Source organism: Bradyrhizobium sp. MI1.3, assembly GCF_055811695.1.
Map to the genome: position 1 here is coordinate 1 of NZ_JBVVPQ010000010.1, position 20,477 is coordinate 20,477.

Here is a 20,477-nt window from a genome sequence, read left to right on the forward strand (position 1 = left end):
CGAGAAGGCGGTCGCGCGGCTGTGAGACGTGCTTCCCCTCTCCCCTTGTGGGAGAGGGTGGCTCGCCGCGGCAGCGGCGAGACGGGTGAGGGGTCTCTCTCCGCGAGTCCGACTGCGAGTCGAATGCGCGGAGGCAACCCCTCATCCGGCGCTTCGCGCCACCTTCTCCAACAAGGGGAGAAGGAAGAGAGCGCTATTTCAGCTTGCCGGTGGACAGATCCATGATCATGCGCGTGGTCAGATAAAGGCGCGGCACGATGCTGTCGAGTTTGACATATTCGGCGTCGTTGGAATGCGCGCCGAAACCCGACAGGCCCATGCCTTCGACCACGGCTCCGCTGGTCTTCAGCGCGGCAAACGCGGCATCGGTGCCGCCGCCGGTCGCCTTCTCGTCGACCTTGAGGGGCAGTCCGATCTCCCCATAGATGGTCTTGCCGTAGGCCGCCACGCGGCGCGAGGCGTCGTTGGCCTCCAGCGGCGGACGGCGCACCTCGAATTTGAGCGCGACCTTGGAGTCGGGCAGCAGGTGATTCTTGATCTTGTCCTGCAGCGCCTTCTCCAGCTCGTCGAAATCGGCGACCTTGAGGGCGCGCGCATCGGCCTGGGCCGTGGCCTCGGCGGGGATGACGTTGCGGTTGGTACCGGCCTTGGAGACCGTCCAGTTCAGTTTCAGGCCCTGCTCCGGTTTGGACAGGTCCTTCATCTGCAGCAGCTGATGGGAGAGTTCGTACAGTGCATTGACGCCGCCCTCGGGCCGCGAGCCTGCATGCGACGACTTGCCCTGTGCCGTGAGATAGGCCGAGCCGATGCCGCTGGTGGCCAGCCGCAGCGTGCCGTCGGTGCCGCCGCCTTCAAACGAGAACACCACATCCTGATCCGCGGCGAACCTGGTGATGGTGCTGCGCCAGCCGGGTGACGAGATCTCTTCGTCGCCATTGGTAAGCACCGTGAGCGTGCCGTAATCCCGGAAGCTCAGCTTCTGCAGCAACGCCACGGTATGGAGAATGAGCGCGACGCCCTGCTTGTCGTCGGCAATGCCGAGGCCGTAGGCCTTGTCGCCGTCGATGCGGAACGGTTGATCCTTCAGCATGCCCTTCAGGTACACCGTGTCCATGTGGGCGATCAGCATGATCTTCTTGCTGCCTGTGCCCTTGAATAGGGCGTGTACGGCCGGGCCGATCTTCTCGGGTGTGTCGTCGAGGCGGTAGACGTCGGTGGGTTGCAGGATTTCCACCGTGCCGCCGAGCTCCTTGAGCTGGCCGGCAACGCGCTCGGCGATCTGGTTCAAGCCTTCGACATCCTTGCTGCCAGATTCGATGCTGACGAGATCGCGCAGCGTGTCGAGCAGCGGCTGCTGCTCCTTTTGCGCCAGCGCATGGACGTCGACCACGACATTCGCACTGGGCTCCGCATGCGCCGGCATTGCCGCACATGCCAGCCAGAGCGACGCGATCAACGGAGCAACGAGCGATGGAGCAGGGTGGGATCGAGACATGCGTGGCGGCCCTAGGTTGGGGGATGGCGCGGTATGCCCGTGTTTCCGGCGCTTGTCACGCGCCCGGGGCACCCGGCATGCCCGGCCGAGGCGGACGTGATGGGAAGGGCCAGGGCGCCGGCCGCCTAAGCCTAAAGTCGTAGGATCGGATGGCGTGGGAGCTGAGCATTTTTGTCCCTCACATCGTGAGGGATGGAAATCGGACGACACTTGTTCCATGCTGGCCCCCAAGCCTCGGCAAGAAGGCCCACCGTCACAATCCATCAGGGTAGGAAATCATGAAAAGACGAGATTTTATCAAGGTCACCGGGCTTGGTGCGGCGGGTGTCGCCACGCTCGCCGCTCCAGCGATCGCGCAGACGACGCCCGAGATCAAATGGCGCATGCCGACGAGCTGGCCGAAATCACTCGATACGCTCTATGGCGGCGCCGAGATGATGGCCAAGATGGTCGCGGAAGCGACCGACAACAAATTTCAGATTCAGACATTTGCCGGCGGCGAGATCGTGCCGGGCCTTCAGGTGCTCGATGCCGTGCAGAACGGCACCTGCGAAATCGGCCACACCGCGTCCTACTATTATTTCGGTAAGGACCCGACCTTCACCTTCGGCTCGGCTGTACCGTTCGGACCGAACATGCGCATCAACCAGGCCTGGTACATGCTGGGCGGCGGCAGGGACATCCTCAACGAGTTCTACAAGAAGTATAACGTCGTCTCGCTGCTTGCCGGCAATACCGGCTGTCAGATGGGTGGCTGGTTTCGCAAGGAGGTGAAGACGCCCCAGGACTTCAGCGGGTTGAAATTCCGCATCGGCGGCTTTGCCGGAAAGGTGATGGCCAAACTAGGCGCGGTGCCGCAGCAGATCGCCGGCGGCGACATTTATCCGGCGCTGGAGAAGGGCACCATCGACGCCGCCGAATGGGTCGGGCCCTATGACGACGAGAAGCTTGGCTTCGTCAAGGTCGCGCCGCATTATTACTTCCCGGGCTGGTGGGAAGGCGGGCCGATGCTTCTGGCCTTCGTCAACCAGGACAAGTGGAATGCGCTGCCGAAGCACTACCAGAGCATCCTCGAGCAGGCGGGACACTACGCCAACAATTGGATGATGGCGAAGTACGACCAGTCCAATCCACCGGCGTTGCGGCGTCTGCTCGCGGCCGGCGCCAAGCTGCATCCGTTCTCGCCCGAGATCATGCAGGCCTGCTTCAAGGCATCAAAGGAGCTGCACACCGAAGTCTCGGCCACCAACCCGGACTTCAAGAAGGTCTATGAATCCCTGACCGCGTTCTCGAACAACGGATATCAGTGGTTCCAGGTTGCTGAAGTCGGCTATGACAACTTCATGGCGCGCAACTCGCAGAGCTGATCGCCGGACGCGATCGGCCCAAACGAAAGAACCCGGAGCGAAAGCTCCGGGTTCTTTTTTCGGGGCGGGCGCTATTGTTTCGGCTGGCCGAAGTCGAGCGGCGGCAGGTCGATCTGCGGGATCTCGATCTTGATGCTGTTGGGATCGATCGTGGACTGCACGCCTTTGTAGTGCATCACCATCGACGGGAACATGATCACGAGCAGCACCATGACGACCTGGATGACCACGAACGGCACCGCGCCCCAATAGATCTGTCCCGTTGTGACCGGCTCCATCCGCTTGCCGGTGACACGATCGGTGTAGCGCTCCTTCGGTGCGACCGAGCGCAAATAGAACAGCGCAAACCCGAACGGCGGATGCATGAACGAGGTCTGCATGTTGACGCCGAGGATGACGCCGAACCAGATCAGGTCGATGCCGAGATGTTCGGCAGCCGGCCCGAGCAGCGGGATCACGATGAAGGCGAGTTCGAAGAAATCGAGGAAGAACGCCAGCACGAACACGAAGGCGTTGACGAAGATCAGGAAGCCGATCTGGCCGCCGGGCAGGGAGGTCAGCAGGTGCTCGACCCAGACATGGCCGCTGACGCCGTAGAAGGTGAGCGAGAACACGCGCGCGCCGACCAGGATGAAGACGACGAAGGCGGACAGCTTTGCCGTCGATTCGGTGGCCTGACGAACGAGGTCCCAGGTCAGGCGCCGTTTCATGGCACCGAGAATGAGGGCGCCGGCTGCGCCCATCGCGCCGCCTTCGGTGGGCGTCGCGACACCGATGAAGATCGTGCCGAGCACCAGGAAGATCAGGAACAGCGGCGGCACCATGACGAAGGTGGTCTGTTGCGCCATCTTGGAGAGGAAACGGAAGCCCGTCAGCTTATCGATGGCCCAGTTCGCGATGGCGACGAAGAACGCGAAGAGGATGCCGAAGAACATGCTGAGCACGACGAAGTCGGCGCCGTGGGTCTCCGAATTCCGCATCATGAACCAGCCGAACACACAGCTCGCCAGGAACAGCACGCCGAGCGACCTCAGGCCGCGGTCGCCGCTCTCCTCACGGAAGCCGATGGCTTCCTTGGGCAGGCCCGGGGCGGCGTTCGGGAAAATCAGGGTCACAAGAAACGCGTAGCCTGCATAGAGACCCGCGAGCACGAGACCCGGAATGAACGCGCCCTCATACATGTCGCCGACCGACTTGCCGAGCTGGTCGGCCATCACGATCAGGACGAGCGAGGGCGGAATGATCTGCGCCAGCGTGCCGGAGGCCGCGATGATGCCTGTCGCCATGCGGCGGTCATAGCCGTAGCGCAGCATGATCGGCAGCGAGATCAGGCCCATCGAGATCACCGAGGCCGCCACGACGCCGGTGGTCGCCGCAAGCAGGGCGCCGACGAAGACCACCGCATAGGCAAGGCCGCCGCGGATGGTGCCGAACAACTGGCCGATGGTGTCGAGCAGATCCTCGGCCATGCCAGAACGCTCGAGCACCAGTCCCATGAAGGTGAAGAAGGGAATGGCGAGCAGCGTGTCGTTGTTCATGACCCCGTAGACGCGCTCCGGCAAAGCCTGGAGAAAGTCCGGGTGGAACTGACCAAGCTCGACGCCAATGATGGCGAAGAACAGGCCGACGGCGCCGAGCGAAAATGCCGCCGGATAGCCGAGCAGCAGCACGACGACGAGCGTCGCGAACATGATAGGCGCCAGATTGGCGATAATAAACGCGGTCATGACTTCCCCCTAAACCGTCGCCAACGGCTACTTTTTTTCGATCGCTTCGACGAGGTGCTCGACCTCGGCCTCCAGTGCGGACACCTGCGACTCGTGAGGGTCCGGGATCATGCCGCGCATGATCGCGATTCGCTTGATCAGCTCGGAAATGCCTTGAACGAGCAAAAGGGCGAAGCCGATCATGATCAGCGCTTTTGCCGGCCATTGTGGCAGGCCGCCCGCATTGCCGGATTGCTCGTTGATCTGGAGCGAGCGCAGGAAGAACGGTACCCCGGTGACGATCATGACAACGGTCAGCGGTATCAGGAAGAAGATGTGCCCGATGATGTCGATGATGTTGCGAGCCCGCTTCGGCATCATGCTGTTGAAGATGTCGATGCGGATGTGCTCGTTATCGAGCAGCGTCCAGGACGAGCACAGCAGGAACACAATGCTGAAAAGCACCCATTGCAGCTCGAGCCACGAGTTGGAGGACGTGTCCAACGTCTTCCGAATGATCGCATTCAGCGCCGAGATGACGACGGCGAGCAGGATCAGCCAAGCCAAACGCTTGCCCGTCCAACGTGTGAACGCGTCAATTCCATTGCTCAGCTTCAGGAGCGCTTGCAAGATTGGTCCTCCCCGATTTGCCCCAGCCGTCTTGACTGCGCCGAGTGGCGCGTTGGCTTGTCTCGCCGCGCAGGCATGAGGCAGCCGCACCAAACCAGCGAGTTTGCCGCCAGTCAATCGGAAGTTTGTTGATAGTTAAGGGGAATAAGCCGCGGCCGGGCAGCCGATGCTAGCCGCCGGTGACGCTCATGTGTCTGGAGACGCTGGGGCGGTCGTGGCGGCGGTCGATGATGAAATCATGGCCCTTGGGCTTCAGGCCAATGGCGCGGTCGATCGCATCCGCAAGCAGCGAATCGTCGTCCGATGCACGCAGAGGTTTGCGCAAATCGGAGGCATCCTCGTGGCCGAGGCAGGTGTGCAGCGTTCCCGTGCAAGTGACGCGCACGCGATTGCAGGATTCGCAGAAATTATGGGTCATCGGGGTGATGAAGCCGAGCTTGCCGCCGGTCTCGGCGACGCTGACATAGCGCGCGGGCCCGCCGGTGCTCTCGGCCAGATCCGTCAACGTGAACTGCTGGGCGAGGCGCGCGCGCACCAGCGACAGCGGCAGGTATTGGTCGATTCGTCCGGATCCGATCTCGCCCATCGGCATGACCTCGATCAGCGTCAGCCCCATGCCCTTGCCGTGGGCCCAGCGCATCAGGTCGGGAAGCTCGTCCTCGTTGAGGTTCTTCAGCGCAACGGCATTGATCTTGACCGCGAGGCCCGCAGCGCGTGCCGCCTCGATACCTTCCAGCACCTTGTCGATCTCGCCCCACCGGGTGATCTCGCGAAACTTTTGTGGGTCGAGCGTGTCGAGCGAGACGTTGATGCGGCGGACGCCGCAATCGGCGAGTTCGCTCGCGTATTTCGCAAGCTGGGTGCCGTTGGTGGTCAGCGTCAGCTCGCTCAATGCGCCGCTCTTGAGATGCCGCGACAGCGAGCGCACCAATGTCATCACGTTGCGGCGGACCAGCGGCTCGCCGCCGGTGAGCCGCAGCTTCTTCACGCCCTTGGCAATGAAGGCGGAGCAGAGCCGGTCGAGTTCCTCCAGCGTCAGCAGGTCAGCCTTGGGCAGGAACGTCATGTCTTCCGACATGCAGTAGAAGCAGCGCAGGTCGCAGCGGTCGGTGACGGACACGCGCAAATACGAGATGGTCCGTCCGAACGGATCGGTCATCGCGCTCGACAGCGCGGCGCGGGGGCTCGCGGAAAGTCCGTTCATACCAAATGCCTTGTCACTTGCGGCGGCGGGAGCAGCTTTGCTTCAGCGGCGCCCTGAACGCAATCTAAGCATCGGAGGCGTCAGAGACAATTGGGGGGATGACGGAGGTCAGCGCTTGCCCGTGTTCGGATCGGGGAACGGCGAGCCCGCAGCCGGTGCGGCAGCAGCAGCCGGGGCGGTGGCGGGCGCCGCCGGTTTCGGCTTCTTCAGCCGGTGCGGCTTGCGGACCGGTTTTGGCGGAACGGCCGGCTGGAGCTCCGCGAAAACCGGGTTGGGGTCGGTGGTGACCGAGGCGGGCGTCGTGAAGTCGCCGGGGTTCTTGATGACGTTCACCGGCACGCTTACCGGCTGGTATTTCGGCAGCGCGAAAGCGACCGTGAAGGGGACGTCGGGGGCGGGAACCGATACGGAGCAGGGGGTCTTGCAGCCCTGTCCGAGCGAGGTCGTGGCGTCAGCACCCGCAGGATTGGATTCGAGCCGCACCTGGACGGTCGGCGGGGCCGATTTGAACATGTTCCAGGAAGTTGAAGACATCGAGGAGCAGCCGGCAAGGCTCGTTGCCCCGAGGACGCTCACTCCAGCTAATGCAAACGAGATGACACGACGCATGACATTCACCTAGTGCGGCGAACCGCCACACCCCGGACAAACTTAGGAGTGTCGTTCCGAGCGAGCAACCGGCGGGCCTCGCATAGTTAATAGATGGTTAACGCGGGATTTCTGCGGAATAATCAAGCTATCTCAGCTATTTGAGATCTGCCTGCGCAGTCATCAGGCTGCTGGCGGCTGCCGGCAGGTCGCGCATGTGATGGATCAGCCGGTCCGGCTTCAGCTCGGCGATCGGGACGTCCGTATAGCCGAAGCTGACCCCGATCACGGGAACTCCGGCGCGCCGGGCCACGCCGACATCGGGTCCGGCGTCGCCGACCATGATGCTGGCTTTGACCTCGCCGCCGGCCCGCGCCACCGTTTCGCGGAAAATGGTCGGATCGGGCTTTTGGACGCCAAAAGTGTCGGCGCCGCAGATCGCGGCGAAGCGTCGGCTCAGGTCGAGCTGGTCCAGCAGGCGCTTCGACAGCCATTCCAGCTTGTTGGTGCAGACCGCGAGACGATGGCCCTGGGCCGCAAAATGGTCGAGTGCGGCCTCCAGTCCCTCGAAGGGCCGGGATTCGACGGCGATATTGTCAGCGTAATAAGCGATGAAATCGGCCGTCATCCGGTCCATGTCGGCAACCGTGACGCTGCGGCCCTCGGCCTCCAGCCCCCGCTCGATCAGCTTGCGGGCGCCGGCGCCGATCATGTTGCGGGCCGAGGCCATCGGCACGGGCGGCAGCCCTTCGCGGTCGAGCACGTAATTGAGCGCGGTGATCAGGTCGGGCGCCGTATCCACAAGCGTGCCGTCGAGATCGAAGACGATGGTGTGGGAGGGGGTCATGGTCCAGCGCTACCGGCCCGGCCCTGCCCACGCAAGGGCCGAAGCCATAAGATCACCTTATAAGGTGGGGCGGGAGGCCTGTTCCCCAGACCCTGTTCTCCGAGGGAAAACGAGGCTACACAGGCCGCCGCGAGCCTATAAGGCACGACACTCGTAATTCAGGGACGGCGCAAACGTGAATATGGACCAGTTGAAGCGGCAGGCTGCGGCGCGCGCCCTCGAGGACGTCCGTGACGGCATGCAGCTCGGGCTCGGCACCGGCTCGACCGCAAAACATTTCGTCGAGCTGCTCGGCGAGCGGGTCCGCGCCGGACTGAAAGTGATCGGCGTGCCGACCTCCGAGGCGACGCGCCTCGATGCAATCCGCTGCGGCGTGCCGCTGACCACGCTGGATGAGATCGACCATCTCGACATCACCGTCGATGGCGCCGACGAGATCGACTCCGAACTCAATCTGATCAAGGGCGGTGGCGGCGCGCTTTTGCGCGAGAAAATCGTGGCGGCCGCCTCGGATCGCATGATCGTGATTGCCGACGACACCAAATGGGTCCCGACACTTGGCCGCTTTCCGCTGCCGGTCGAAGTCATCCCGTTCGGGCTTGGGGCAACGCGACGCGCGATCGAGAAGGCGTTTGCGGAATGCGGCGTTTCCGGGGAGATGGCGGTCCGCAACGGCAAGGACGGCCACGTTTTCGTCACCGATGGCGGCCACTGGATCGTCGATGCCCAGCTCGAAAAGATTGAGGATCCCGCCCGCCTTGCCACGGCGTTGAGCGCGATCCCCGGCGTCGTCGAACATGGTTTGTTCATCGGCTTGGCCAGCTCGGCTGTTTTGGCGGGTGGCGAAGGAATTCGCGTGATTGAACGGCGAAAGCCGAAAGGAGACTAGGAATGAAGAGCGTTTTGAAATTGTTGCCGGTCGCGACTCTGGCTGTGGGACTGGCCCTCTCGGTCGCCCCGGCCGGGGCCCAGCAGGCCGCGGCGCCGAAATCGTCGCCGGCCGCCGTCGCGGCCGCCAAGGAGATCCTGGCGATCAAGAACGCCAGTGCGATGTACGCCAACGCGGTGCCCGGCCTGGTCGAGAAGACCAAGATCGCGCTGATCCAGCAGAACCTAAACTACCAGAAGGACCTCACCGAGGTCGCCCAGATCGTCGCCCAGCAGCTCAAAGGCCGCGAGAGCGAAATCGGCGATGGCATGGCGCAGGTCTATGCCAGCGAGTTCACCGAGCAGGAGTTGAAGGATCTCGTCACCTTCTACAAGTCGCCGCTGGGCAAGAAGCTGATCGAGGCCGAGCCGCGCGCGATCGGGCTGAGCATGGCCTTCATGAACTCCTGGGCCCAGAACTTCTCCGAGACCGTGATGGGCAACTTCCGCGCCGAGATGCGCAAGCGTGGCAAGGAGATCTGACAGTTCCTATCTGATCAGAATCCGGATCATGTTCTGAAAGAGGTCGGAGTGGACAATGGCTGAATTCGACGTCGACCTCTTTGTCATCGGTGGCGGTTCGGGCGGCGTGCGTGCCGCCCGCATCGCGGCCGGCTACGGCGCCCGCGTCATGATCGCGGAAGAGTACCGCATGGGCGGGACCTGCGTGATCCGCGGCTGCGTACCGAAGAAGCTGTTCGTCATCGGCTCGCATTTCCGTCACGAGATCGAGGACGCCGCCGGCTTTGGCTGGACCGTTCCGCCTGCGACCTTCGACTGGCCGACGCTGATTGCCAACAAGGACAAGGAGATCGCGCGTCTGGAGGCGGCTTACACCGCCAATGTCGAGAAGTCAGGCGCGCAGATCGTCAAGAGCCGGGCGGTGATCGAGGACAAACACACGGTCCGCCTGCTCGAGAACGACCGGAAGATCACCGCAAAATACATTTTGATCGCCACCGGCGGCGCGCCCAATCACGGTGCTCCGATTCCCGGCATCGAGCACGTGATCTCCTCCAACGAGGCGTTTCACCTGACCAGGCTGCCGAAGCGGATCGTGATCCAGGGCGGCGGCTACATCGCGCTGGAGTTCGCCGGTATCTTCGCCGGCTTCGGCTCCGACGTCACAGTCATCTATCGCGGCGACAACATTCTTCGCGGGTTTGACGAGGATGTTCGCGCTCACGTCCGCGCCGAGATGGAGAAGCAGGGCATCACCATCCTCACCGGCTGCACGGTGACGAAGGTCGATCGGCACGGCGAGGAATTCACCACGCATCTGTCGAACGGATCGAGCCTTGCCTCCGACCAGGTGATGTTCGCGATCGGCCGCCATCCGGCGGTGGCCAATCTCGGCCTGGAGAAGGCCGGCGTCGCCATCAATCCGCGGAACGGCGGCATCGCCGTCGACCATTTCTCCAAGAGCTCGGTCGACAGCATCTATGCGATCGGCGACGTCACCCATCGCTTCAACCTGACGCCGGTCGCGATCCGCGAGGGCCATGCGTTCGCCGACACCGTGTTCGGCAAGCGCGAGGTTCAGGTGGATCACGCCAACATCCCGACGGCCGTGTTCTCGCAGCCGGAGGTCGGCACCGTCGGCCTCACCGAGACCGAGGCGCGCGCGCAATTCAGCCATGTCGACATTTACAAGACCACGTTCCGCCCTATCAAGGCGACGATGTCGGGCCGCGATACCCGCGTGCTGATGAAGCTCGTCGTCGACGGCGCCTCCGACCGCGTGCTCGGCTGTCACATCGTCGGCGATGCCGCGGCCGAAATCACGCAGGCGGTCGCGATTGCGGTGAAGATGAAGGCGACCAAGGCCGATTTCGATGCGACAATTGCGCTGCATCCGACCGCGGCCGAAGAGCTCGTCACCATGCGCACCCCGACCGCCCGCCACGTGCGCCAGGCGGCGGAGTAAACTCCGCTCAGCCGTACAAATATCCGACCGGCTTGCCCTCGGTCCGCAGAGGACGGATGTCCTTCTGCGTGATGATCTGACCGGCGAGGCCGTCGATCTCGTCGCGTTGCGTCGGCGTCCAGCTGCGGAGGTCGTTCATGCCTTTGAGAAGGCCGAGCCGAAGGACCTGCGTGTTCTCACCGATACCGACGAGGCTTGTGGCGTTCTTGCCTGCCGTCACCACGTCGCCGGCCGTGAGCTCAAAGGTCTCGCCAGTCTTGTTCCTGAATTCGGCCGTGCCGCGGATCACGCGGTAGATCACGACCTCGCCCTTGGCGAAACAGGTGGTGTCCGCCGCTGCCGCCGTGCTCTTGGGCAACAGCGATTGGCCGCGCGGGTCGGTTGCGATGATGTGGCCGGCGACGAGATGACCGCTCGGCACTTCGATGCCGATGTCGCGCACATAGACCGGCATGGATGATTTGACCGGGCTGTCGGTGAGCGGCTTGAACAGCGCATCGAGCGCCAGCGGGTCCTGGAGCCAAAAGCCTGCGTCCGCAGGGCGATCATGCAGAGAGTGGCTCCACGCCACCCGTGGCGTCTCGTCTTCGTTGATCTGATCCGGGCCGACAATGGTCGGGTTTGGAAAGGTCGTCGGATCGGTGATGAAGGCTTCGAGGAATTTGCCGGAATAGCCCATGGAAATTGGATCCGGCGCCACCGTTTGTGGCGTCTTCAAATTCTCTTCGGTCGACAATCCGGACCAGGTGTAAAATAGCTGGCGGTGCACGATCGCGCTTTGCAGCATCACCGCGCCCGGGCCGACATTGTAGAAGCGCCCGTCATAATCGAAGGTGAACGCGCCCGAGGTGACCAGCACGAGCTGAAAGCCGCCCGGTGGCAGATGAAGATGGAAATCTGTCGGTCCGGTGTCGGGCAGATAGATCGGCAGATTGGTCGCGACCTCGTGCAGCAGGAAAGTTTCGTTGTTGGCGTGAAAGCCCTCGTTGGCGCGATTGTAGAGGGCCTGCGGCCGGTACGTCGCCTCGAACTTCGCATTCCGGTCGCGGTCGATCGCCACGAAATCCCGGTCGTTGAGGCGAAGGGGGGCGCCGTCCGGGCGGGTCAGGCCGGTGATTTTGAGATCGCCGGCGGCATGCACGTTCATGGCAGTCTCCGATTCTAGGCCGCTCACCCGGTCTCTCTCGGCGCACGCATCTTGCTGCTGCAATCAGGAGAGCAGGGGATCAGGCCTGATGCTGCCTTGCGAATTTTGGGCCAGTCTCGGCGCCGCGCGGCACGGAGGCTTTGCGACCCGCCGCCACTCGAAGAAAAATCAAGGTTGCACCTGAGGTTAGATGACACGCTTCGCCAGCCTGCATGGCCATGTTCGCCCAGTCTGCAAGCCTGGCGACGAGACGTGTCTTGTCTAATTTGTCGGCATTCTGGCGCGGACGTGCAGCCGCGCCGATCAGGAGAAGTTGGCGGCCGGGGGTCTGAAGCCGTTCATTCGAAAGATCGACGCACCGTCCGCTCGCGCTTTCCGTACGGGCTGTCAGCCCACTTCGCCATGTCTGCTGCACGCGCCTCGATCAGCTCGCACCAGAGGCAGCTGAGCTCCGCACGACCTTTGGCCGAGAGCATCGGAATGAGGCCATGGCCGCAGCCGGCACAACATTTGACGCGATTCAAGGTTCTCCCCGCGAGCTTCCGAATTCAGGAGCGACATTGTTGCTCCCGAAGCTTGCGCGGGCGCTATGAGGGCGTAGGGACGCTTGCCGGCGCGGCGCTCGTCCCCGAGATCGTCGCGTCTGCGATCCAGCGCGACACGGCGGCGATGTCCTCCGCATTGTCGCGGAAGGCACGAAGCTGGAATTCAGCCGAGCTGCCACGCTCGACGATGGTGCGGCAGTGTTCGACCTCGGCGGCGCAGTTCAGCGTGGCCGCGTCCCCGGCGACGTCCTCGATCACGCGGGAGAGCAGTTCGGAGATCTCGACCGGCCCCTCCCTGGAGGCAAAGATGCAATCGGTGCCGTAGCGCTGGGCTCGCCATTTGTTCTCCACCGCAATCGCGCGTTCGACCGCGGTGACCTCTTTCGACAGATGAGGTCGCAGGTAGAGATAGCGCGTCAGGCAGCGATAGAGCGAGGCAATGGCAACGGCGTCGTCGACGAAGGTGCAGGTATCGGGCGCACGCAACTCGAGGGTCGGGTGCTTCATGGATGGGCGCATGGCCCACCAGATGTGGCTTTCATCGGGGATCACGCCGGAGCGTTGCAAGGCGCCGACATATTCGTCGTAATCTTGCCTGCTCTCGAACAATTCGGGCAGGCCTGTGCGCGGCAGCTCGGAATAAGCGGCGAGCCGGTAGCCCTTCAGACCGGTCTTGTGTGAATTCCAGAACGGAGAGGAGGCCGACAGGGCGATGAACAACGGCAAATGCGGCAGCATCGCTCGCATCACCGCCGTGCGCTTTTCGGGATCGGGCAGCTGGACGTGCACATGCATGCCGCACATCAGGTTGCGGTGGCCGATGCTGCGCAGATCCTCGATCATCTCCTCGTAGCGCGGCTTGGGGCTCGGCTGCGACATGCGCCAGACCGCGGTCGGATGCGTGCCGCAGGCCATGATCACGAAGCCGTATTGTGCCGCGACGTTCGCGACTTCGCGCCGCAGGAAGCGAAGCTCTTCGCGCGCGTCGGCGACGTCGACATGAACGTTGGTGGCGACCTCGAGCTGGGACTGCAACATCTCCCGCATCGCCTGGCCGCCTGTCGACCAGTTTGCAGATTCGAAAAGCTCATTGGGGGTCTGAATCGCGACCTCCAGGCTACGGCGATCGGCGAGGAAGTATTCCTCCTCGATGCCGAACGAATATTCCGCAGCCTTGCCGCGTCCGCCGCCGAGCGAATGACGAGGTGCTGCTTGTCTTCCGAGGAATCGAGCCGCAGCAGTTTTAAAACGTCTGATGCAAATGTCATTGTGCCACCCGGCCAAGGTATTTACCTGCGGGCGTTAATCCTTCTGACGGGGGCGGGTTCCGCGTCGAGCCCACCGGAAATTGCAAGGTCGAACGGAACAATTTTCGCGCTTTCGGACGCACGTGCGACCAGCGCGTGATTCGCGGGCACTTCCGTCCAGTCCGTTTCCTTGTCGAACGGCTCGGACACGACGATGACCTGGCCGCCAGCCTCGCGGAAATACAGCGTGTTGGCGGCATCGTTGACCGCGACCCGGAAGGCATAGAGATCGCGGCCGTTGGCGATGGCACTGGTGAAGCGTAGCCGCTCACGAAGCTCGCCTTCGTTGACGAGATCGACGAGGGCCCGCAGCACGCGATGCGTCGCACCCAAGGGATCGGCATCGAGCCCCGCGCCCATCATGGCGAGAAATACGGCTTCCGAATCGGTCGTGCCTGTCCGCGAAGGATAGTAGGCGTCGGGGATCAGCGCCTCGACCTTGCGCCGTAGGCGATTCCAGCTGCCGACGAAACCGTTGTGCATGAACATCCAGTGGCCGCAGGCAAAGGGATGACAGTTCTGCCGTGTCACCGCCGTGCCGGTGGCGGCGCGCACATGGGCGAAGAACAGATGCGAGCGCAGATGCCGGCAGAGATAGCGGAGATTTTCGTCCGACCAGGCCGGGCGTGTTTCACGATAAAGACCAGGCTCCGGATGCTCGCCGTACCAGCCGAGACCGAAGCCGTCGCCATTCGAGCCGGCCGTCGACTGGAGCGAGCGGATGCTTTGCGCGATCAGCGAATGCTCGGGCTCGGTGACGTAGGGCTCGAAGGACGTGGTCTCGCCACGGTATGCGATCCAGCGACACATGGGAATCCTGTCAGGAGATGCTTGCTGAAATGTATCAACGAACCTGACAGGAGGATGGTTCCCGACAGCGAGTGTCGGGAACCAAGTGGTCACTACACCGGCACCGGAATCAATGGAGCAACCTCGCGATCCAGCGCGTTCTCGCTAGCTGCGAGACCTTGCGCGACGCCGACCCGGTCGGCCTCGGGACGGTTCTGGCTCATCTTGCGCTTGCCTTCGAACCGCACGACGGGAATGCGCACGCCGACGATTCCGCGCAGCTGCGCGGCGATGAAATCCGCAGGGGCATCCGTCACGGCCCAAGGCTTGGCACGCGATCCTTCGTGCCTGTTCGTGAGCCGCGTCACGGCGTCGAGCAGGCGCTCGGGCTCCTGGAAGAATTCGACCGGGCCGTAGGCATGCACCGCGACGTAGTTCCAGGTCGGCACGACCTTTTCGGTCTCCTGCTTGGTCGCGTACCAGGACGGCGTCACATAGGCGTCGGGACCGCTGAAGATCGCCAGCGCATCTCCGATCGGCGGCAGTTTCCATTGCGGATTGGCTTTCGCCACATGTCCGTACAGCACGCCATGCTCGCCTTCGCTCTCATCGAGAAAGAGCGGCAGCGGTGTGGCGACCGGGCCTTCGGTGGTGGCCGTGACCAGACTGGCGAGGCGGGCGCCGCGAATGGTCGCCCGGATGCTCTCGATATCGTCCTTGAAGGCGGGAGGGATGTACATGGTCTATCTCCGGTGTTGGTCTGGAGATAGCCGGAATCTGGCCTATAATAAACTGCCAGTTATCGCCTATTTAATCAGTCCAGTTCGGCGACGGCCTGTGCGAGAAGCCTGCAGCCGCGCTCGATCTGTGACACCTCCAGTGCCGAATAGCCCATGACGAGGCCGACTGTCTTCCGCGGTCGGCGAGGTCCGACGAACAGTGCCGAGACGGGATAGATGCCGACGCCCTTTGCATGGGCCACCTTGATCAACGCGTCCTCTCGCTTCTGTGGCAGGTTGTCGAACCACGCCACGATGTGCAGGCCGGCGGCCGTGCCCTCGATCCGGACGCGATCCCCGAACCGGCGGCGAAGCGCGTCGAGCAGCGTGCGCTGGCGTTCGGCGTTGCGCCGGCGCACGCGTCTGATGTGGCCGTCATAGGCGCCGCTTTCCAGCATCGACGCGAGTGCGTCCTGTTCGATCAGCGGCGTGTGCCGGTCCATGATCTGCTTGGCGGCGGCGAACAGGGATCGCAGGGCGCTGGGCACCACCAGATATCCAATCCGCAAGGTCGGCGACAGCGTCTTGGAGACGGTGCCGAGATAGATCACGTTGCCGCCGCCTTCCAGCGCATGCAGCGGCGGGATCGGCTTGGTGTCGTAGCGATACTCGCTGTCGTAATCGTCCTCGATCACGTAGGCGTCGTTTGTCCGGGCCCAGGCGAGCAATTGGTGCCGGCGTCCGATCGGCATGACGCCGCCGAGCGGATATTGATGCGACGGCGTGACATAGGCGAGGCGGGCTTCGACGCCCTCGAGCCGCGTGGTCTCCAATCCATCCGCGTCGACGGGAATCGGGATCGTCTTGGCGCCCGTCGCCGCAAAAGTATGCCGCGCCATCTGGTAGCCGGGATCCTCCATCACGAAGCGGTCGCCGGCATCGAGCAGCAGGCGCGCGCAGATGTCGAGGCCTTGCTGCGAGCCGTTGACGACGACGATCTGATCGACCTCGCAGCGGACGCTGCGCGACCGCCACAGATAGCCTTGGAGCGCGGTCCGCAGCCGCAGCGCGCCGCAGGGGTCATCATAGGCCAGCCGCTCGGGCTTGCGTGCCATCGCAGCAGTCACGGCCTTCTTCCATGCCACTACCGGGAAATCCGACGGCGCGAGCTCGCCATAGCGGAAGTTGGCGACGAGCCCGCGCGGCGACTCGGTCCAGCGCGGCGGGTCTTGAAGCAACCGGTCCCCGAAAGCCGACAGCCGCACCTTCCGCGCCGACGGTCGCGACACTACGCGCGCGTGTCCTCGCTCGACGACGGCGCGAGCCACACGCGGCCGCGCGCCATGGCGTGTCTCGATGAAGCCTTCGGCGGCGAGCTGTTCGTAGGCGATCGTCACGGTCGAGCGTGCCACGCCCATCTCGCCGGCCAGCGCGCGGGAGGACGGCAGCAAACCGTCGATCCCGTACACCCGCGCCAGGATCTGATCTCTCAAGGCCTCGTAGATCTGGCGCGCGCCCATGCGGTCGGCACGGGGCGCGGGATTGGTCTTCATCTGGGTCATCCACATTCCAAGCCGGCATTCGCCCGAGCGGACGATGTCGGAATGTGGTTCTAATCCCGTTCGCCGAGAGTTTCGACGTAAGCCTTGCCGTAGGGATGAAAATGCTCCTTGCGGCCCTGGTCCCACAGTGCCCTAAGGCCGGGCGTCGTGATGTCCCAATCCGGCCGGCACTTCATGCCGACTGCCCTGAGGTCCTGGCGGAGCTCTTCGACGGTTGGACGGCCGAAGAACCAATAGCCGTTGTAGATCTTGTGAATGACGAGGCCGGGCTCGAGCACGATCACGTGCGGAATCATCGGATTGTGGACGGGGTCGGTGTATTCGGCGATGTCGAGATCCTTCTGAACGAGGCGCCGCGAATCCGAGAGGAAGGGCCAGTGCGCTCCGACGCCGCTGCGATATTCGCTGGTCTGGGTGATGTTGTCGGTCGTGATCGTGACCATCCGGCAATAGCCCACCTCCATCTCGCGATGGAGCTGGAGCAAGCCTTCGGCCTGGCGGCGATCCTTCGGACAGTATCCGCCGCGGCCGAGCACGAGCACCATGGGAGCGCCCGCCTGCAGTTCGGAGAGCTTTCGGTGCTTGCCGGTGTGGTCGCTGAGCTCGTAATCCGGGAAGGTTACTCCCGGCATGATGTCAGGTCGCATTACGCTCTCCCAGTTTTACAGATCAATCACGACGTCGTTTCGGGGCCGTGCGCAGCAGATCAGGACATTGCCGTCCGCCGGCGGATCGAGCGGATCCGGCGCATAGTCGACCGTCCCTGCGATCAATCCGCTCTCGCAATTATGGCACACGCCGGTCCGGCACGACCAGCGCACGGGAACGTCGCAGGCTTCGGCCAATTCCAGCAGGCTGGCATAGGCCGGTCCCCAGCGGACATTGAGGCCGCTGCGGGCGAACGAAACCATCGGGCCGGGGCCAGGAGCGCCGACCGGCGGGTGCGCTCGCTTCTGCGGAGAGGATGCTATGCCGGGCGTCAAGGACGGTCCGGCGCCGAACAATTCGGTGTGGATGCGATCCGGTGCGATGCCCAACGTGGTGAGGCCAGCTTTCAGATCGCTCATGAAAGCTGTCGGTCCGCACAGATAGAAATCGCCGTCACGCGGCACGCTCAGGCTCTGGAGCAGGCGTGCGTCGAGATGTCCGGCTGTATCGAACGCGACATTGAGACGATCGCCCGGGTCAGGCGCGCTGTAGCAGACGTGGCTATGGTGACGAGAGAGCCCACCTAGCAATTCGCGCGCCTCGGCGGCGAACGCATGTTCGCGGCCGTTGCGGGTGCCGTGCAGCCACCACACGTCCCGCGTCGTCGCTTCAGCGGCGAGGGCGTGGAGCATCGCGAGCACCGGGGTGACGCCGATACCGGCGCTCAGCAGGACGACGGGCCCGGTGCCCGGTTGTAGCGTGAAACTGCCGCGTGGCGCACCGAGCTGCACGGCAGCGCCGTCCACCAGCTCGTCGGCGATGTAACGGCTGGCGGCGCCGTGCACTTCGCGCTTGATACTGATGCGATAGGACGCGGCATCGGCGCCGCTCGATAGCGAATAGCTGCGCGTCATCGCCTGCGCACCGGAGGGCGCGAGCCTGATGACGACGAACTGACCGGGCAGGGCGGCCGGCACGGGATGTCCGTCGGCGGGTTCGAGGATCAGCGACGTCACGTTGCCGCTTTCGGCGATCTTGCGCGCCACGCGAAAGGAGCGGAATCCGCGCCAGGCCGGAGGAGGGCTCGCCGCCGGCCCAAGCCCGGCGTTCCCCGCGGTCTTGTTGTCCTTCTGCTGCTCGAGCAGCGCCTCGAATGAACGGTGCCAGCCGCGGCTCAGCGCGGGAATCCGCAGCGCGCGCTCGAGGCGTTCGTGCGGATGCGGCGGCAGGTAAAGCAACGCATTGATCTCGGACACGCTCATGCGCTCGGGTCCCACGGCGATCTGCGTGATCTCGTCACCGGCCTCGACGTCGCCTTCCTCGATCACACGAAAATAGAATCCCGGCCGCCCGTGCCTGACGAGCAGCGCGGCCATGTCCGGCTCGTCCATGCGAATGCCGAGCCGGTAGCAGGTGACGCGCGGCTGGGTCACTTCGAACACCGCGGAGCCGATCCTGTAGCGGTCTCCGATGCACACGTTGGTGTCGGCGAGGCCCTCGACCGTAAAGTTCTCGCCGAACTGGCCATGAACGAGGTTCGATCGACCCAGATGCTCCTGCCAGTACCGATAGGATTCCTCCTGATAGACGAATACGGCACGATGTTCGCCGCCATGACCGGCCGTATCGCCCTGGCCGTCGCCATCGATGTTGAGCCGGCGCACCCTGCGCGGGCCTGCGACCTGCGCCTTCCAGATGCCGGTGTGGACGGTCCGACCCTGCCAGGCGACGTCGCGCGGCAGGCCGACATTGACCGAAAGCAGATTTGCCATTGCGTGTTCCCGATCTGACTGCGCGGTTCTGCCGTCATCCTTGCATTCGGATGGGGTTTTTGGCTCGTTAGTCGTTGTTAGACGTTGCGAGCAAGCCTTGCCACCGGCGGCCTTGAGGCCAATCTCAGATGGCATAACGAGAACACAGTCAAACGGGAGATCACGATGGATGATCAGGGTAAGCTGGCCGCGCTCCAGCGCCATTGGGACGCTTCGGACGCGAACGATTTCGAGGCCGAGCACGACATTTATCGCGAGGACGCGGTGCTCGACTATCCGCAATCCGGCGAGCGCATCCGCGGTCGCAGCAACATCCAGCAGAGCCGGTTCGTACAACCGAACAAGAAGCGCTTCACGGTTCGGCGCATCGTCGGCGGTAACGATCTCTGGGTAAGCGAATTCGTGCTGACCTATGACGGCGTGCCGTCCTACGTCGTGAGCATCATGGAATTCCGCGACGGTCTGGTGGCGCACGAGACGCAGTATTTCGGCGACGGGTTCGAGCCGTCGCCCTCGCGGGCGCATCTTGTCGAGCGGGTGGGGTAACACGGGCTCGGTCGCAACACGGAACCCGATGCGGCGGCTGGTCGCAGTCGCGTCGCCTTGATTCCGACAGGCCCATCTTTATGTGTGGAAGGAACAAGAATCCGGGCCCCTCTGGCGAGGACGCCGACGCTGTCGGCAAAACCTCGTGATGTCGGATGACCTGTCCCGCGCGAATGCGATGGATCGGCCGATCGTCGGGCCTTCTTGAGAGCCTCTCCGACCCAATCGTCCCCATCGCAGCTCCGTGCGGTCATTTCGCAAGATAAGGGAGCAACGATGTCCGACGCCAAGCATTCCAATCCGATCGAAATCGAAATCACCGAGCCGTCCAGCCTGAACGAGCAGGCTGCGGTGGCGCTGGTGATTGTCGGCGCGCTGGTTGCGGTTGCCGACCGCCAAGTTTCGCCGGTCGAACGCGACGAGGTTGTCCGGTTCATCCGGGATCGCAAGCTGGCACCGCACATATCGGACGACCGGCTCTACGCGATGTTCGACGAGCTTGCCGAACGTCTCGAGGAGCCGGATTTCGCCAATGTGGTGATCGACAATTTGCGTCCGGTTTCGGACCTGCCGCTGTCGTCTCATCTCATGGAACTGTCGGAGCGTGTCGCGGCCGCGGACGAGGACGTGCACCCCCACGAAGTGCAGGCGATCAAGCTGTTGCGCCTGCTGACGCTGGTGCTGCCCCGCGCAAAGCAGGTGGCGCCGGGCGCCGTGCGCGCCGAACAGCGCATCGCCGCCGAGGAGTAAG

The 20,477-nt window shown here is 63.6% G+C and carries 18 protein-coding genes and 1 pseudogene; 6 read left to right on the forward strand and 13 right to left on the reverse strand.

Features of this window, described 5'->3' with window-relative positions; all coding sequences use genetic code 11:
• Positions 1-193 precede the first annotated feature (193 nt).
• Complete coding sequence (locus AC0L3A_RS09400; protein WP_473254226.1) at positions 194-1,495, reverse strand: M20/M25/M40 family metallo-hydrolase; 1,302 nt, start codon at positions 1,493-1,495, stop codon at positions 194-196.
• 278 nt (positions 1,496-1,773) lie between these two features.
• On the opposite strand from AC0L3A_RS09400, the gene AC0L3A_RS09405 reads away from it, so the two are divergent.
• Positions 1,774-2,862, forward strand: a complete 1,089-nt coding sequence (locus AC0L3A_RS09405; protein ID WP_007592577.1) for a TRAP transporter substrate-binding protein — start codon at positions 1,774-1,776, stop codon at positions 2,860-2,862.
• A 71-nt stretch (positions 2,863-2,933) separates the two neighbouring features.
• Here the strand turns inward: AC0L3A_RS09405 and AC0L3A_RS09410 are convergent, their stop codons facing one another.
• The 5 genes from AC0L3A_RS09410 to AC0L3A_RS09430 all read right to left on the reverse strand — a co-directional run bounded on the left by AC0L3A_RS09410 (position 2,934) and on the right by AC0L3A_RS09430 (position 7,837).
• Positions 2,934-4,589, reverse strand: a complete 1,656-nt coding sequence (locus AC0L3A_RS09410; RefSeq protein WP_219682531.1) for a TRAP transporter large permease — start codon at positions 4,587-4,589, stop codon at positions 2,934-2,936.
• 27 nt (positions 4,590-4,616) lie between these two features.
• Positions 4,617-5,198: a TRAP transporter small permease subunit gene (locus AC0L3A_RS09415; protein WP_219682532.1), complete on the reverse strand. Its 582-nt coding sequence runs from the start codon at positions 5,196-5,198 to the stop codon at positions 4,617-4,619.
• A 169-nt stretch (positions 5,199-5,367) separates the two neighbouring features.
• Complete coding sequence (gene moaA, locus AC0L3A_RS09420) at positions 5,368-6,402, reverse strand: GTP 3',8-cyclase MoaA (protein WP_219682533.1); 1,035 nt, start codon at positions 6,400-6,402, stop codon at positions 5,368-5,370.
• A gap of 108 nt (positions 6,403-6,510) precedes the next feature.
• Positions 6,511-7,011: a hypothetical protein gene (locus tag AC0L3A_RS09425; protein WP_473254227.1), complete on the reverse strand. Its 501-nt coding sequence runs from the start codon at positions 7,009-7,011 to the stop codon at positions 6,511-6,513.
• A 136-nt stretch (positions 7,012-7,147) separates the two neighbouring features.
• Complete coding sequence (locus AC0L3A_RS09430; RefSeq protein ID WP_007592569.1) at positions 7,148-7,837, reverse strand: HAD-IA family hydrolase; 690 nt, start codon at positions 7,835-7,837, stop codon at positions 7,148-7,150.
• 175 nt (positions 7,838-8,012) lie between these two features.
• On the opposite strand from AC0L3A_RS09430, the gene rpiA reads away from it, so the two are divergent.
• The 3 genes from rpiA to gor are packed head-to-tail and all read left to right on the forward strand — an operon-like array spanning position 8,013 to position 10,691.
• Positions 8,013-8,726 (forward strand): ribose-5-phosphate isomerase RpiA, encoded by a 714-nt coding sequence (gene rpiA, locus AC0L3A_RS09435; protein WP_473254228.1) that lies wholly within the window; start codon positions 8,013-8,015, stop codon positions 8,724-8,726.
• Between the two features lie 2 nt (positions 8,727-8,728).
• Positions 8,729-9,247, forward strand: coding sequence for a DUF2059 domain-containing protein (locus tag AC0L3A_RS09440; RefSeq protein WP_219682537.1), 519 nt, complete (start codon positions 8,729-8,731; stop codon positions 9,245-9,247).
• 55 nt (positions 9,248-9,302) lie between these two features.
• Positions 9,303-10,691: a glutathione-disulfide reductase gene (gene gor / locus AC0L3A_RS09445; protein ID WP_354161125.1), complete on the forward strand. Its 1,389-nt coding sequence runs from the start codon at positions 9,303-9,305 to the stop codon at positions 10,689-10,691.
• Positions 10,692-10,698: 7 nt separating this feature from the next.
• On the opposite strand, the gene AC0L3A_RS09450 is transcribed toward gor, so the two are convergent.
• From AC0L3A_RS09450 to AC0L3A_RS09480, 7 genes and pseudogenes are all read right to left on the reverse strand, one after another.
• Positions 10,699-11,838 (reverse strand): hypothetical protein, encoded by a 1,140-nt coding sequence (locus AC0L3A_RS09450; protein WP_473254229.1) that lies wholly within the window; start codon positions 11,836-11,838, stop codon positions 10,699-10,701.
• A 587-nt stretch (positions 11,839-12,425) separates the two neighbouring features.
• Positions 12,426-13,651: pseudogene (locus tag AC0L3A_RS09455) on the reverse strand (carboxylate-amine ligase).
• Between the two features lie 21 nt (positions 13,652-13,672).
• Positions 13,673-14,500, reverse strand: a complete 828-nt coding sequence (locus tag AC0L3A_RS09460) for a class II glutamine amidotransferase (RefSeq protein ID WP_219682541.1) — start codon at positions 14,498-14,500, stop codon at positions 13,673-13,675.
• Between the two features lie 92 nt (positions 14,501-14,592).
• Positions 14,593-15,219: an FMN-binding negative transcriptional regulator gene (locus AC0L3A_RS09465; RefSeq protein ID WP_473254230.1), complete on the reverse strand. Its 627-nt coding sequence runs from the start codon at positions 15,217-15,219 to the stop codon at positions 14,593-14,595.
• Positions 15,220-15,293: 74 nt separating this feature from the next.
• Positions 15,294-16,760, reverse strand: coding sequence for a MocR-like pyridoxine biosynthesis transcription factor PdxR (gene pdxR / locus AC0L3A_RS09470; RefSeq protein WP_473254231.1), 1,467 nt, complete (start codon positions 16,758-16,760; stop codon positions 15,294-15,296).
• 50 nt (positions 16,761-16,810) lie between these two features.
• Positions 16,811-17,407 (reverse strand): redoxin domain-containing protein, encoded by a 597-nt coding sequence (locus tag AC0L3A_RS09475; protein WP_007592552.1) that lies wholly within the window; start codon positions 17,405-17,407, stop codon positions 16,811-16,813.
• Positions 17,408-17,422: 15 nt separating this feature from the next.
• The gene (locus AC0L3A_RS09480; RefSeq protein ID WP_473254232.1) at positions 17,423-19,180 is read right to left on the reverse strand and encodes an MOSC domain-containing protein; all 1,758 of its coding nucleotides are present in this window, start codon (positions 19,178-19,180) and stop codon (positions 17,423-17,425) included.
• 165 nt (positions 19,181-19,345) lie between these two features.
• On the opposite strand from AC0L3A_RS09480, the gene AC0L3A_RS09485 reads away from it, so the two are divergent.
• Both AC0L3A_RS09485 and AC0L3A_RS09490 read left to right on the forward strand, forming a co-directional pair.
• Complete coding sequence (locus AC0L3A_RS09485; protein ID WP_007592548.1) at positions 19,346-19,726, forward strand: nuclear transport factor 2 family protein; 381 nt, start codon at positions 19,346-19,348, stop codon at positions 19,724-19,726.
• A 276-nt stretch (positions 19,727-20,002) separates the two neighbouring features.
• A complete protein-coding gene (locus AC0L3A_RS09490; RefSeq protein WP_473254234.1) occupies positions 20,003-20,476 on the forward strand; it encodes a TerB family tellurite resistance protein in 474 nt (157 codons plus the stop codon).
• Position 20,477: the final 1 nt, after the last annotated feature.